Raw genomic sequence first — 13,454 nt, forward strand, 5'->3', positions numbered from 1 at the left:
CGCCCTGTGACAGGGTGATCGTAGGACGTGGTGCGACAGACAGCGTCGCACTTGGCGGATGAGCCATGACCGGCGGCCCGCGTTCGAATCCCGAATCGCGCCGGAATCGCTTTTTCAGCGGCGCCGTTTCGCCGTGCTGCGCGCATCGCCAAGCGGACGCACGCCTTATCGGGTGGCGTCCGGCACGTACTCGACCAGGTCTTCGATCCGGCACGCGAAATAGCCGCAAAGCCGGTCCAGGTTCTCCGTACGAACGCCTGCACCGTGCTGGTTGAGCATCTTCGAGAGTGTATTGCGAGTGATGCCCGTGGCCTCGGCCACCTCTTGGATGGTGATCCGTCGCCGCTCGGCGAATTCCTTGTCCGCGATCAGGGCCTTGAGCTTGTAGCGCAACACGGACACGGCCTCACGTAAGACGTTTTGCGCATTTCGTACAAATTTTTTGGCAGGCGCAACTCTTTTGATACGTTGGACGCAGATGCACATTTTTATGTGCGTCTACATTCCAAGACGTACAAAGAGACCGTCAATGACCGCAACGTACCTCACAACCGAGCAGCTCTCTGAGCGCATCCACTACGACATCCGCACCATCCGCGACCGCCTGAAGGACAGCGTCCTTCTCGAGGGCATCCATTACATCCGGCCCTTCGGCGGCCGCAAGCTGCTGTTCCTGTGGGAAGCAATCGAGCGCGACATTGGCGCTTGCTCGTCCCGGCAGGCGCCCTTGATCCCGATGGCCAATGGCGGGGTGGCACATGGCTAAGGTGCGTGTCCGCCCTGAAACCGGGCACCTCTATATCGATTTCAGCCTTCGCGGCGTTCGCTGCCGTGAGCAGACTGCCTTGGATGACACGCCGGCTAACCGGAAGGCGGTGGAAGCGCTGGCCCGCAAGATCGACAAGGCCATCGCCACTGGCAATTTTGACTACGCGGCGTTTTTCCCGAACAGCCCCCGCGCGAAGCGGGCAGCCGAGGCCGAGTCCGCCCTGCCGCCACCGAGCGGCAGCGGGCAACCGGTCCCCACGTTTTCCGAAGCAGCTCAGGCCTGGTACCGCGAAAACCTGCCCCGGTGGCGTACAAGTCATGCGCAGACGCTTCAGGCGATCATCGAGAAGCGCCTGCTGCCGCACTTCGGTGAGCAGCCCCTGTACACGATCACCCGGGCCGAAATCCTGGATTTCCGCTCGCGTACCCAGACCTCGAGCGGGCGAAAGAATAAGGACGACCTCTCCCCATCGCGGGTGAACCACATCATGACCGCGCTGCGGATGATCCTGGCTGACGCCGCCGACCGCTACGGCATCGATAGCGCGTTCCGCAACATCAAGCCGTTGCGTGTTCCGAAGATGGACATTCAGCCCTTCACGCTCGACGAGGTAGGCCGCATCACCGCGGCCGTCCGGCCCGACTATCGGCCCTATCTCGTCACGCGTTTCTTCACCGGGCTGCGCACGGGCGAGATCAACGGGCTTGAGTGGAAACACGTCGATTTCGACGCCGATGTCATTCGCGTGCGCCAGAGCATCGTCAACGGGGTGCTTCTGGACACCAAGACCGAGGGCTCGGCGCGCGACGTTCCGATGGTGCCTACGGTGCGCACGGCACTTCTGGAGCAGAAGGGCCTCGTGCCCGCCGGGTGTCGTTGGGTATTCCCCGCGCCCGGCGGCGGCCCCTTGAGCCTCGTCAACTTCACCAATCGCGTCTGGATACCGCTCCTTAGACATCTGGACCTTGCCCCCCGCCGCCCCTACCAGACACGCCACACGGCAGCGACGCTAATGCTCGCTTCCGGCGAGAACCCCGAATGGGTGGCCCGCGTACTGGGCCACGCCTCGACGGAAATGTTGTTTCGCGTCTACTCCCGGTACGTGCCGAACCTGACGCGCAACGACGGCCGCGCCTTTACTGGACTGGTGACGGGACAAGGAGCCGAAAGCAGCATGGCCGTGTTGCCACCGTCCTTGGCCGCCCTGAGCCGTGCACAACTCGAACGCCTCGTGCGTACGCTCCACCAGGAGGCTCCGCATGCAGATGCCTGAGTGCCTCCCGCGTGTAACGTCGGTCACCGGCGTCGTGCTCGACGCCCGTAGCCGCGGCAGCACCGGCGCCGAGGGAACTGACCTGACGCTCGGCGTTAACGGCGAACATTTGGAAGCGCTGGCTTTCAGCGACGACGAGCTGTGGCGCTGGCGCCTGGTGGTGCCGGTCGTCGCCGAGACGTTTGGACTCATCCACACCCCAGGCATGCCGCGCCCCATCATCACCCTGGCCTGCCCGGCAGCTTCGGCAGCCGTGCTTCGGCACCTGCCCGACAGCCTATGCCCCGTGGCAGGCATCGTTTCGGGAACGCGCCGCCTGGTCGACGCCATAGGCGCGACGCCGCTGCGCAGGTTCGTCGAGAGTGTTTTTGCCCGGCGCGATGTCCATGACCTGTACTGGACGCTGCCGGCTTCGATTGCCCACCACCATGCCTATCCGGGCGGACTCGCCGTGCATTCACTCGAGGTCGCTTGCGACATCGCGACGCAATCAACACTGACCGGCACCGAGCGCGACTTGGGCATCGCCGCGGCCCTACTGCACGACATCGGAAAGGTATGGAGTTATGACGGAAGGCGGTTGACGCGTGCCGCTTCGGCCATGGGACATGAACTGCTCGGCCTGACGCGCTTGGAGCCCGCCCTTTCGAGGTTGGAGCACGCCTGGGAAGACGGCGCCCTTGCGATGCGTGTCCTCCTTAGTGGACAAGCCAGGCGGAGGCCGGACGGGTCCTACCCGTACGCGCTCGTCCAGCGACTTCGCGCGTGCGACCAGCGCAGCGCCGAATGCGCCCGGCATACCGGCGCATCGCGCGCGGGCCGTGCATGGGCACCGGTGCCATGTGTTTGACCAACCGGACCATGCAGACGTGAGCGCACGTCTTAGCCGATGCGAATGCTATCCAATTGCCTGAACCAATTCAGGTATCGCCAGTCGCGGGGAAAAGGACAATGAAAGAACCGAACGTGCCGCCAGAACAGTCGTTGCGCCGCAGGCTGGCACCGCGACAAGGCGCGGCATTGGACCTGCTGTTGTTCCTGAACCTTCTGGGGTTCGGAACAATGTTGCTCCTGATTGCGGCAATCGTACTGAGGGCATCCAGGCCGATTGATCCGGCGCTTCAGGAAGCTATCGTCGCCGGATGCGCAGTCGGCGGCCTTCTGCTGCTCGCGGGTGTCCGCTTGGGAAGACTCTGCCTGCGCTAGCGGCAGAGCGCCGCGATCGTGGATGCCGGTGGCTTGAGCCGCCCGGCGCCCGGCATCCGGACGCAGGCCCGTTATGGCGGCCCGTACCGTCAGCAAACGTGTACGCCCGCCTGCCACGCCTGCACGGCCCGTAAGGTCCATGCCACCGTGAGCGACGCGTGCTGGCGCTCCGCTCCCGGTTCGGCCGTCGGATCGGCAATGCGAACGTCGATACGTGCCTCGTCCTTGGCGAGCCACGCGTCGAGCTGGCGTGCACTTGGTTCTTCGCGCACGCGTCGACCCGCCTGCGAATGTGGAACCCGGTACTCGAGCTTGAGCGCTGGGCCGAAGGCGCGGTCGAAATCATCACGAAGGACACGAGCCTGCTGGCCACGCAAGCGTGCCCATCCGTTCTTCGCCAAGTTCGATGCAAGCGTTTCGAATGCATGTGCGGCAACCGCCGTATTGGCCGTGAATCCAATATCGAGATGGCGAAGTAGGACACGCATGGCATTGCGCTGCACCAAGGTCGCAGGTTTCCCGGGCGCTTTCGCAAGCTCAGGTTGCTCAAGCGTCCAGGCAGGGCTGGGGACATGTGCCGAGGACCTGGTCGAATCCCGTTGGGCGAGAATGTGCGCGTTGACGCCACGCTTCAGGGCCTGTCGCAGCATCCATCGAAGCCCCTCGCCGTCGGCAGGCCTCGTCTGCGTTGACTTGCCGAACAACGCGGATACCAAGCGCGCCTGCTGGTGATTCAGATCAGGAGCTGCGCTGCGAGACGCATCCGCTTCCCTCGTACGGCGCTGCCAAGGCCGGGCAGCAACGAGGACGGCATGCAGCATCAGGTCAAGGCCATGGACGTAGTGCCGGAGCGTCACCGCCTCTGAGTTGTGTCCCGCCGCTATGCCAACAATCGTGCCACGTCGGGCGCGACGTCCAACGTGTGCGAACACCGCCGCGTGAAAGGCATCGGCCTCGTCCTTCATGTCCTGGATGAAAGCCGGCAGCGCTCGCCATGCAGCTTCGGGGAGGCCCTCATGCAGCACGCCCAGTACATTCCGCGTGCAGAACGCATGGCGAAGGTGGTGCAGGTGCAGTTGCTTGTCGCCCGTGACGTAACGGATCGCGCGCACGACGTGGTTTGGCAGCCGGTGGTTCGCAATGGCCGCGACGGGGGTAGCCAGGTCCTCTTCCTTCAGGAAAAGAAAGGAATGCGCAAGTTGTTGGCGGATATGGGCTGTTCGTCGCGCCTTCGATTCCGCTTCCGTAGCGTGCGGGCCCAACAACGCAGACGCGTTGCGGGCTTCGGACCGAATCCGCTCATGCTGCGGTTCGACCAGTCGAGACAAGGCCTTGCGCTCGTCAACCTCCAGCAGGCTCAAGGGAAGGCGCCGTCGCGCACTTGCCGTCTTCAGGCTGCGACTCGAGTTTGAACGGATCTCGAGATCACAGTCGGCATTGCCGCCGTAGACGTCGGCGAGCGTCAGCCCCAGGATCTCCGCGCGCCGAAGCCCGAATCGATAGGCGAGCGTCAGGAACACCTGCGCCGCGAGCCGGTCCGGTTCGTCCAACGCCGGAACTCGGCCGAGGTATCGAAGCGCGTCCCGGTACTCCGGCTGGGTCAGGTGCCAAGCACTTACAGGCTGGGCACCTCCTGATGACACGCCGAGCTTCAAATCGGGAGCGATACGGTGATCCTGTTTTACGCAGTACGCATGGAACCGTCGCAACAAGTTTCTCAAGCGACGCGCAACCTGCTCCGTCGGCGCCGTGTCCACAATCTCCTCGAACAGGTCGATGAGGTCTTCACCGCTCAACGCTTCAAGGCGCCGTGGCAGGATGCCGAGCAGGCGTGTACCGAGGGTCGACTGGTAGTACCGAAGCGTGGACAGCCGAGCGGGCTTGTATCCCTTTCGTGCGACGGCGAGCTCGCGTAGCCAGCCAACCAGCGCACGCCGCGTGCTCCCGAGCGGCTCCGCCGCCGCCAGGTCGTCGAGATCACTCAGAACGTCCGCACGCCGGGAATCCGGTCGAGAAAGGACAGTCCGCAAGCGAATGAGGAAGTCGTCCGCGTCCGCTGGAAATGCAACCGCGAGTTCTTCCTCGGGCTGTTCGTAGCGGGTCAGCGAGCTTTCCGATTCCACGCGGCGGCCCGCCTTTGCAGCCTTGGCCGGCGTTTCGCATCCAAGCAGCCGCCGCCATTGCACCTCGTCCCAGCTCGAAGCAATCACCGTACCCCGCGCGTATCCCGCGATCAGCGGAACGGAATCAAGCTGCACCTCCGCAGCGGTCGCGTGCATGAGGTGGTTCGCCCATCGCGCCGGCGGTCGTACATCGAAGGCCGCACACCAGAGTGCATCGAGCCCGGATCGCACGAGATGCGTGGCCCGCTTGCGGCCTTCACGGCGTCCATGCCCCTTGAGTTGCTGCTCTATGAATTCGCGCGTGACCGTCCAACTGGCGAGCGTCGCGGGGTCGAGAAATACACGGCGCGACTGCGCCTGCCCGTTGGTTTCGGCATCAATGGTGACCCAGATCATCGTGTCCGTACCTGCGACCGGCACGTTCTCAGCCAATGCGCCTAGCGCTGCGGCGATGAGCGGCATGCTGCACAGGCCCGATCGCGTGACCAGCAAGTAGGCCAGCATGCCGACACGCACCTGCGGCGTTGACGCGGAGGTCGCAAGATCCAGCAACCGCGCATCGATCGCCTGTCGGTGCTCAAGGCCGAAGACCATGCCGTCGGGCAGCGGCGGCGGGCCTGGGACGACGGGTACCAGCAGACCGGCATCGGCGTTGCCCTCCGTATCGCGGTGCCGCTTCAGGCAAAGCTCGAGGACGTCGATCGCCTCGGCCACCTCCTCCGGGTCACGACTAGGCGCTGCTCCGCCCACTAGCCCTTCACGGGCAAGGTAGCTGAGCACGTAGTTACGTATGCGCTTTGGCGCGCAACTGTCTTCCGGCGCCGTCAGTACGCCACGCAATTCCGCCGCATCAAGCTGGCGAAGCACATCCATGAGGAGCGTTCGCCCGCGCAGTGGAACGTCCTCCAGCTCACCAGGCAGGAGGGCCCACAGAGGTGCCATGTCATCGGAGTTGACCTTCATGGCAGTGCCACGTACCCAACATTCGCGAGCAGCTGGCTGACTGGGCCTTCCGCCAGCTCACGCAACCGCCGTGTCGGATACAAGGACAGCGGGTCATGGGGGCTGAGGAACGCGCCCCAGTGGCCCATGAAAGCGTCCAGATCCTCAGCGTCGATCCCGTGATCGGCCAGGTAGGAGCGCGTGAAACGCCGCAATGCGTACGGCTTGAGCTCAAAGTCGCACTCAGCCATGCGACGGCCAAGCTCCGCAGCGGTGAAGGGCTGCGGATCCGGTTCATCCTGCGAGAGCATGACGAAGGCGCCGGTCGACTCGCATGGCCTGATACCCAACGACAGCAATGCTCGTCCATAAAGCTGGAGCTGGCGCTTTACCACCGCTGGGATGAATAAGACACGCCGGTCATAGCGCGTCCCCTTCTCCGGCAGGACCATCAGGTGGTCCTCCAGATCGGCCTGCTGGATTGTCCGCAGCGCCAGGGGGCGTGCTGCGCCGGCAAGGTGAAACCCGATCATGGTGTAGGCGGTGAGCGCATTGGCACGCTCGACCCCAGCGCCTGCACGCACGCGTTGCGCCATGGCGGACACCAGCCCGACGATCGCCGCGAGCGTCGGGACGCGGCGCGCCCCGATGTGCGCGTCCGGCTGCCCGACAGGCATCTCGATGTCCTCCGCGAGGGGTCGCAGGGCGTCGCGGTAGTGCTGCAGGACCACACCGGTTCGCTGCACGGTGTAGTGGCTGACCGAGCGTGCGTGGGCGGTCGATTGATGTGTGACGTGGAGAGCCAACGCGAGATCACCGTTCGAGACCTCGAGCAGGCGGCGCGGCAACCAGCTTCGCAGCTGGCGAACGCTCGCCCACTTATTCCAGAGATACCCGCGCAACCACTCGTCCAGTTCCTCCCGGAATATCGGGCCCTCAGTCGATTGCGCTCGCGCAAGCCCCGACTTGGCGGTCGTTTCAGCGGCCACCCTGAAGAAGCCGAGGACATCCGGCAAGTCCAGATACGGGCTCGTCCGTATTTCCTGCCCGTCAATCCAGTCGTCGTCACCAAACGCGGGCGGAGGCACCTCGATGCGCCATGTCCGCAGGCCCTGCAGGTACCAGACCCCGTCGCCGCGCGCATCCCGGGCGTCGGGCAGGGGTTCGTCCGCTCGAACGATGCGGATCTCCGACTCGAAGGCATCGCGGCCGGTGGCCAGCATTGCCAGGAGTACTTCATGCATGGGCGGCCGCAAACCATGCGTAGCTGGATCCAGAAGCGCGTCGCGCACGCGCTTCACCGCCCAATCGACCAGTTGCGCCGCGCTGCAGGAAGGCATCGCCTGACTCCGCGCAATCACCCGGGTAAGACGTTTCGCCTCCAGGCGGCGATAACCGTATCGCTCCGCCTCCGCGCCCTCCGGGCCCGCGTCACCGCCCGGTGGCGCAGTCACCATCATCGCGAACACATGGCTTGGATCGATCGCCGGTTCGTCGTCCGTGCCGTTTCCATCGATCGCATACAGCTGCATCAGGCGCATCCCGTCGTCGAGCTCGTCGGTGGCCGTGTGCACGTGGCCGGTCGCGAGCCGGACGTTTCCGAACGGAAGCGTTCGCCGGGTTGTCCTGTAGGGCCGCGCCGGCGATTCCATGGAGGGCGCGCGGGGACCGACGACTTCCTCGTGCAACCGTCGGAAGGCGTCCAGGACGGCAGTCCCGTTGCGCTGCTCCTCTCGTCCGGCGTCATCCGACGCCGGCTCCTCCGCGTGGCGCGCCGTGGCCTCGACCCGCGCTCCCAGCGTCGGATAGTTCCCAGCCAGCCGGAGCGTCAGCCACAGATAGGCCTGTTCGGAAAGGCGCCGAATCTGGACCGATGCCTGGCGGATCCGGCTGGCCGAGGGGCCACTTTCCGGCGTCGGCTGAAGACCGGTCAGAGCCCACCTTTCGTAGTGGCCAACAATGTCGTCGGCGCACCGACGCGCCTGCAGCACCAGAATGTTCAGTCCGACCTGGTCGCTGATGACTTCATAAGCAGATCGCTCGGCAGCATTGGACGCCGGCTCCGGCTCGGTGAACAGATTGGCCCAGAACGGACACCATTGAAGGCATTTGTGCCGGAGCGGATGCTCCTTCTGACCCGGCGTGCGCTCCATGGCCCTCATCACCGGATCGTCCGCCGACAACGTCCACGTCGCGACGGTCCGGTCGACGACATCCATCGCACGCAGGAGCGCCGTCGTGTCCGTCCAGAAGTACTGACCCTGCCCCAGGAGTTCATCGAACGCCCGACCGTTTCGCGTGAGCAGCTCACGCGTCCGCCTCAGGCCGTCGACGAGGTAGGCGAGGTCAGGTGGTACACCCAGAGTCGCGATGAGATTCGCGACCTGTTTCCTGACATCGTCGCCGCCGCTTTCGAGCAACGTCGCATAGCGCGACAGATTTCGCGCCTTGGCGTTCAGGGGCGCTGACCCGCCGCAAGAAGCGGCATAACCCTCAATGCGTGGCGGCGCAGCTGGATCCCGAACTGCTTTCGCAGTCGTGCGCGGATCGCGCGGTCGGCCTTGTAGGTGGCCCGCTTCAAGCAGACGTCAACTGCCGTGCTTGCGTCGGCCGCTGTCAGACCCGCCGATTGCGTGTCTTTGCAGTAGATACAGGAGATGTGGGTCGCCGCCCATTCGCCCCGCGGTACGCAGGCACGCGCCAGCGCAAGCCCCTCCGCATTCGCGATCACCAGCCAGGATCGCTCTCCAGCACGCTGCACGACAGGAGGTGACATCGCCAGCTTCCAGCCAAGTACCGCAGCGGCGTCGCTGTCCTTCTTCGGAACAAAGGAAACGTCTTCAAAGGCCTGCCCTTTGGCCGGCGCCAAGTCACTAAGCAGGACATCCACATGCGCCACGCGACTACGTTCTGCTTGCATCAACTCCGAGATCGTCACGACTTGCGGCCAAGTTCTGCTGGAACGTCATAGATACGTTGCCATTCCCAGCAAGACAGAAGCGAATTTCTTGCGGACCTGTGACGATTTTCAAGTTATCCGACGGTGTATGGACCACTTTGGGCAACCATTTGCCCGAATGAGGGCTCCCCATCGTGCAAGTGCGCGATTTTGGCCACCGTGCACGCCCGCGTGCACGCGGAATTCGATCAGCCCACGTGGTCAGCGCGGGCGACCTTCTGCATCGAGCCGATCCGTGCTGACCAGCGTATAGCCTCGATGGAAGAGGGCCGATGCCATAGCTCCCCATCCGCCGCGTCGCATCTCGCGCGCCGCGAATTTCCAGTACCGGACTCGCAGAGGAGCCCAATAGCCGCGCACGGCCTCCCGCGCACCCTGCCTGAAACCCTTCGCGAATCCGACCCAAACGGCACCAATCATCTGCTTGACCTCCATCTATTGAATTGACTTGCACGGCCGCCCGTGGGGTGATCTGGCTGCAGTAGCGTCACGTCCTCGCGATCCAAGGCATTCGCAGACTCCCCTGCGATGCCATCACGATCAATGGAAGACCGCTTCGTCCGCCTCGTCGATGCACCCTGCACACAGCCAAATCCGGGACCTCGCCCCCGCCGGCAGCTCGATGTCCGCCAGCGCAACCGCCTCGTCAGCGCATGTGCCGCACTTCCATTTGGAATCGGCCCCGGGCTCCGACGCAAACCGGCCGCGTTTGGGGAAAGGAATGATGTTGGCGACCATGGATTCACCCTATCGCATCGACGAGGTCGATCAAAAAAGTGTTCGACCCGCAGCATGTGCGGCTGACGTCTCACCCTTCAAGACCAGCGCTGCGCGATCCAATAGAAGACGCGAGCAAGCGTTTACGATAATCGTCTTGTTATCGTAATTAGGCCGCGGTGGCCGGCTCGAAGAACTGGCCACCTTCGCCTGCGCGGCTCGCGCTGGCGGCAGGTGGCCGGCTGGGTGCAGTTATCCAACAGCGCCGCTAGAGATGCTTTCCAGATAGGCGAGGACATCTGGAGCCCGATTCCGGACGACGAGCTCGGCTGCCGTGAGCCCGTCGAAGACGCGTAGGGGCTCGCTGCAGATGAGCTCGACTGCACGGTTGCGGTCCCGCGTCAGAGCTTCAACCGCCTGCAACACCTCAATCAGGGCGGACCGATGCGCAAGGTCTTGGGTCAGCGCATCGAGTGCCGGCGGGAGGTCGGTCTTCAAAGACATTCTTTCGGCCCTTGGTAGCTAACATGGGTTAGCGAAGAGTGCGGCATCGGCGTCTCACCCGGCGGACGAAGGGAAGCGACGCGTCATACGTTTGCTAACTCAACCCGCAATCGGCTTCCGAGCGACGCGGATAGTCTGGCCCCTACGGCTGTCGGATCCCAGGTCTTGCTGGCCGTCGGAAAGAGTTTCGACATACCTGTCAGGGGGGCCGATGGTTGGACCACCAAGCCCTCGGAGTTAGTCGTCGGCGTCTTGAGCAGCCTCTGCCATGCACGCGGCCGCAATGCAGTTACTGCGGATCGATGCGAGCGCTTGGAGCTGCCCCGCTGCCGCTTCCTCTACGGGCGGCTGGCCTTCGGTTGGGATCGCCCGCGCCATGGTCGCGCCTTTCGGCCGGCTCGCCGGGTAGCAGCGGTCCGTAGAAAGACAGTCTCGGGACCGTAACGTAGAATGGTCGGGCCGAAGACGATTGGCCCGCCGGAGTGGCACGAAGGCGAGGCCCCAACGAAGCGGCACTTTGGGCCATCAGCGCATGCTGCCAGAGGGATCGGGGGTCTCTATAGAGACCGGTACGTCCAGATGTCTGGCTACCGCGGGCGCCGATCAAACCAGAGCCGCCTTTGGGCGGCTTTTTTATTGGAATCGTCATGCAGCCGGCCGCGTGTTCCGCCCATACGGGTAGCCGGGGACAGAGTGACATGCCGATCCGCGCACCTGCGGAACCTGCTCCACGTCCTCTGTCTCGACAGCGTCACCCGCCCCCTACCCCGGTCGAGCTGAGTGCGCCGACGCCATTCCGGTGGGCCTTTCTCGCGTCGCCCGTCTGCAAGGCGTCGGCCGTTTTTCGATAGGCCGAACATGTGGACCCGACGCAGGCTTGTACTCAAAACCGTGTGCCACACACATAATGCGTTTGGTGGTTTGCTTTGGCGTTATTTAGCGTCGCCTCGACGGACGTGTTGATACGCAAAGCCTTTGATATCAACGCTTAACGTCACATCTGACGTACTGCCGTCGCATAGGACAGACGCAACGTAGTGGCTTCCGAAGCCATTGGTCGGGGGTTCGAATCCCTCCAGGCGCGCCAACCTCCTGTGACGGATCGGCGCGTGGCCTCCAGCCGGTCGTGAGAGCTTTCTCACGAACCCGGGCCTGGACGGGACCCGGCAGCTTTCGGGCATCGAATAACCGGATAGGGGTTTCGACGCCGTTACCGCAACCGAAGCGCGCGCCGCAGAACGGTGACTCAGCGCAGGGCGGCACGACCCCGACAGGCCTTGACGCCGATGTTTCCGGGCGCCCCACCTCGTGACCGCGTTGGCACCAATCAGGTGCGGCACGAATCGCACGCGATTGGACGCGTCTTGCCCGTCGAAAGGTCGCTCGACAAGTGCTGCCTAAGCGTTCCGACGGAAATGCACCTTCGTCAGCAGCATTGGACGGTAGGAACGACGGTATAGATCGTCGAGGACCCAATCGCGAACTCGGATTCCCTGAGGCGACGTCGTCCGGTTTCCGTCGTATGCGCGCTGGCCAGCCACTGGCGACACCGTCGCGAAGATGCCGTGTCCACTTGGTCGGACGCGGAGTCAGTCCGTCGTCGACCTGATCACGCGATCGATCCACGCGGTCAAGTCCGAAACTCGGACGAACACTTCTTCGACGCCATAGACGCCCTCGGCCCCGTCGCCGTTGCGCTGAGCCGAACTCATGCCGACGATCTCCCATCCGCTTACCGTCTGCATCAGTGCAGGGCCACCACTGTCGCCGGGGCCGCTGATGCCTTCGAGCGTCAGCGCTCGGCCCGTCGCCGGATCGTCGAACACCCAATACAGGCGACCGTTTTCAGCCCGATCGACACGGTTTTCCGCCACGCGGAAGAAGCCATCCGATGTGCCGGCTCCGGTCTTCCCCGTGCCCGTACCGCCCCATCCGGGCATCAGCACGATGCGGCCCACTTCGTCGCTCATCGCGTGCGGCGCGATCGGCTCAATGCCGTCGACGGGCGAACCCAGTTGCAGGATCGCGACATCCGGGCTCGAACCATCCGCGCGAAGCGGTGGCACGAACACCGCGACGATGCTGTCCGCACGGCCGGCGATGTCGACGCGAAACCCGGTGCCGGCGTCGATCGCGGCACGAAGCTTCTCGACGTCCGTGCAATGCGCCGCGGTCAATGCGTGGCGCGGCGCGATCAGCGTCGCCAAGCAGTCCGGGTGGCCAGCGCGAGTCCTGTACAGACTGAAGACGGCCGGAAATTCACTTTCGCGGGCCAGGTACGCAGCGTCGGCCACGTCATGTCGGACGACGAGTGCGTCGGCAACACCCGAAGCCGCGAGGGATGCAAGCAAAACGGCGAAAAGGCGCGACGTGCGGATCGAAACAGGATTCATCAGGGCAGCCCCAACAGCCCGGCCTTACGCGACTTTTCACCGTGGCACTTGGTGTCCGCGTGGCGGGACGAGTTGGGCAAGGTGCCTCTCGCCGAACGAATTCGAGGAACTCTACGAACTCACGGGCCGTCGTGCCACCGACGAACGCCACGAGGGCCGTTCGCCAGTGGCGCGGAAGCCAACTACGACCGCTTGGGACGGCGGTTTCATACGATCGATGCAACACATGGCTAGCGGCCTATCCAGCAAAAAGCGTTGCGGTTGAAGCGAAGAACCCGGATCCAGTACACCGATGCCCGGAAGGGCCCGATGCGGGACCGCTGGCAGAAAGGCGACGCTCCACCCGATTGCCAAGATGTTCGACAGGCCCACACGTCGGTGCGTGGGATCCTGGCTGCAACGGGCGGCAACCGCCCGCCGGTTAGACGCCGGTCGCTTCGGGCATCGAGCTTGGCTGAGCGCGAGCACGTTTCAAAGACGCTGGTCGCCGGCCATTCCATCCGTTCGATTGCGGCAGCGCTGGGTCGGGCGTCGTCAACACCGGCCTGCGCGGCTGGGACGATCCCGC

11 protein-coding genes and 1 pseudogene are annotated in these 13,454 nt (G+C 64.2%); 5 read left to right on the plus strand and 7 right to left on the minus strand.

What is annotated here, in order from left to right; all coding sequences use genetic code 11:
• Nucleotides 1-165: 165 nt before the first annotated feature.
• A complete protein-coding gene (locus tag IE066_RS14160; RefSeq protein WP_189451083.1) occupies nt 166-396 on the minus strand; it encodes a helix-turn-helix domain-containing protein in 231 nt (76 codons plus the stop codon).
• A 133-nt stretch (nt 397-529) separates the two neighbouring features.
• Here IE066_RS14160 and IE066_RS14165 point away from each other — a divergent pair, with 133 nt between their 5' ends.
• The 4 genes from IE066_RS14165 to IE066_RS14180 all read left to right on the plus strand — a co-directional run bounded on the left by IE066_RS14165 (nt 530) and on the right by IE066_RS14180 (nt 3,248).
• The gene (locus IE066_RS14165) at nt 530-766 is read left to right on the plus strand and encodes a hypothetical protein (RefSeq protein ID WP_189451085.1); all 237 of its coding nucleotides are present in this window, start codon (nt 530-532) and stop codon (nt 764-766) included.
• The gene (locus IE066_RS14170; protein ID WP_189451087.1) at nt 759-2,042 is read left to right on the plus strand and encodes an Arm DNA-binding domain-containing protein; all 1,284 of its coding nucleotides are present in this window, start codon (nt 759-761) and stop codon (nt 2,040-2,042) included. The genes IE066_RS14165 and IE066_RS14170 overlap by 8 nt, the downstream gene beginning before the upstream one ends.
• Nucleotides 2,029-2,892, plus strand: a complete 864-nt coding sequence (locus IE066_RS14175) for a TraI domain-containing protein (protein ID WP_189451094.1) — start codon at nt 2,029-2,031, stop codon at nt 2,890-2,892. Before IE066_RS14170 ends, IE066_RS14175 begins: the two co-directional genes overlap by 14 nt.
• A 101-nt stretch (nt 2,893-2,993) precedes the next feature.
• Nucleotides 2,994-3,248: a hypothetical protein gene (locus IE066_RS14180; protein WP_189451096.1), complete on the plus strand. Its 255-nt coding sequence runs from the start codon at nt 2,994-2,996 to the stop codon at nt 3,246-3,248.
• A gap of 89 nt (nt 3,249-3,337) precedes the next feature.
• Here IE066_RS14180 and IE066_RS14185 read toward each other — a convergent pair whose 3' ends face one another.
• The 6 genes from IE066_RS14185 to IE066_RS14210 all read right to left on the minus strand — a co-directional run bounded on the left by IE066_RS14185 (nt 3,338) and on the right by IE066_RS14210 (nt 12,886).
• Nucleotides 3,338-6,334 carry a hypothetical protein gene (locus IE066_RS14185; RefSeq protein WP_189451098.1) on the minus strand — a complete coding sequence of 999 codons (2,997 nt, stop codon included), beginning with the start codon at nt 6,332-6,334 and terminating at the stop codon, nt 3,338-3,340.
• Entirely contained in the window at nt 6,331-8,733 is a 2,403-nt protein-coding gene (locus IE066_RS14190; RefSeq protein ID WP_189451100.1) for a hypothetical protein, read from the minus strand. The genes IE066_RS14185 and IE066_RS14190 overlap by 4 nt, the downstream gene beginning before the upstream one ends.
• A gap of 35 nt (nt 8,734-8,768) precedes the next feature.
• On the minus strand, nt 8,769-9,233 hold the full coding sequence (locus tag IE066_RS14195; RefSeq protein ID WP_189451102.1) for a hypothetical protein: 465 nt from the start codon (nt 9,231-9,233) through the stop codon (nt 8,769-8,771).
• A 579-nt stretch (nt 9,234-9,812) separates the two neighbouring features.
• Complete coding sequence (locus IE066_RS14200) at nt 9,813-10,010, minus strand: hypothetical protein (protein WP_189451103.1); 198 nt, start codon at nt 10,008-10,010, stop codon at nt 9,813-9,815.
• Between the two features lie 231 nt (nt 10,011-10,241).
• Nucleotides 10,242-10,487, minus strand: coding sequence for a hypothetical protein (locus tag IE066_RS14205; protein WP_189451105.1), 246 nt, complete (start codon nt 10,485-10,487; stop codon nt 10,242-10,244).
• 1,595 nt (nt 10,488-12,082) lie between these two features.
• A complete protein-coding gene (locus tag IE066_RS14210; protein ID WP_189451112.1) occupies nt 12,083-12,886 on the minus strand; it encodes a trypsin-like serine protease in 804 nt (267 codons plus the stop codon).
• A gap of 261 nt (nt 12,887-13,147) precedes the next feature.
• On the opposite strand from IE066_RS14210, the pseudogene IE066_RS15020 reads away from it, so the two are divergent.
• Nucleotides 13,148-13,426: pseudogene (locus IE066_RS15020) on the plus strand (IS30 family transposase); the annotation flags it as partial.
• Between the last annotated feature and the right edge of the window lie 28 nt (nt 13,427-13,454).

The organism is Cognatilysobacter xinjiangensis, from assembly GCF_014651995.1.
Taxonomy (GTDB): domain Bacteria; phylum Pseudomonadota; class Gammaproteobacteria; order Xanthomonadales; family Xanthomonadaceae; genus Cognatilysobacter; species Cognatilysobacter xinjiangensis.

Excerpts from the sequence above, each read along its gene's own strand:
- IE066_RS14200 (WP_189451103.1), bottom strand. The coding sequence starts at position 10,010 with ATGGTCGCCAACATCATTCCTTTCCCCAAACGCGGCCGGTTTGCGTCG.
- IE066_RS14180 (WP_189451096.1), top strand. The coding sequence starts at position 2,994 with ATGAAAGAACCGAACGTGCCGCCAGAACAGTCGTTGCGCCGCAGGCTG.
- IE066_RS14165 (WP_189451085.1), top strand. The coding sequence starts at position 530 with ATGACCGCAACGTACCTCACAACCGAGCAGCTCTCTGAGCGCATCCAC.
- IE066_RS14170 (WP_189451087.1), top strand. The coding sequence starts at position 759 with ATGGCTAAGGTGCGTGTCCGCCCTGAAACCGGGCACCTCTATATCGAT.
- IE066_RS14175 (WP_189451094.1), top strand. The coding sequence starts at position 2,029 with ATGCAGATGCCTGAGTGCCTCCCGCGTGTAACGTCGGTCACCGGCGTC.
- IE066_RS14210 (WP_189451112.1), bottom strand. The coding sequence starts at position 12,886 with ATGAATCCTGTTTCGATCCGCACGTCGCGCCTTTTCGCCGTTTTGCTT.
- IE066_RS14185 (WP_189451098.1), bottom strand. The coding sequence starts at position 6,334 with ATGAAGGTCAACTCCGATGACATGGCACCTCTGTGGGCCCTCCTGCCT.
- IE066_RS14195 (WP_189451102.1), bottom strand. The coding sequence starts at position 9,233 with ATGCAAGCAGAACGTAGTCGCGTGGCGCATGTGGATGTCCTGCTTAGT.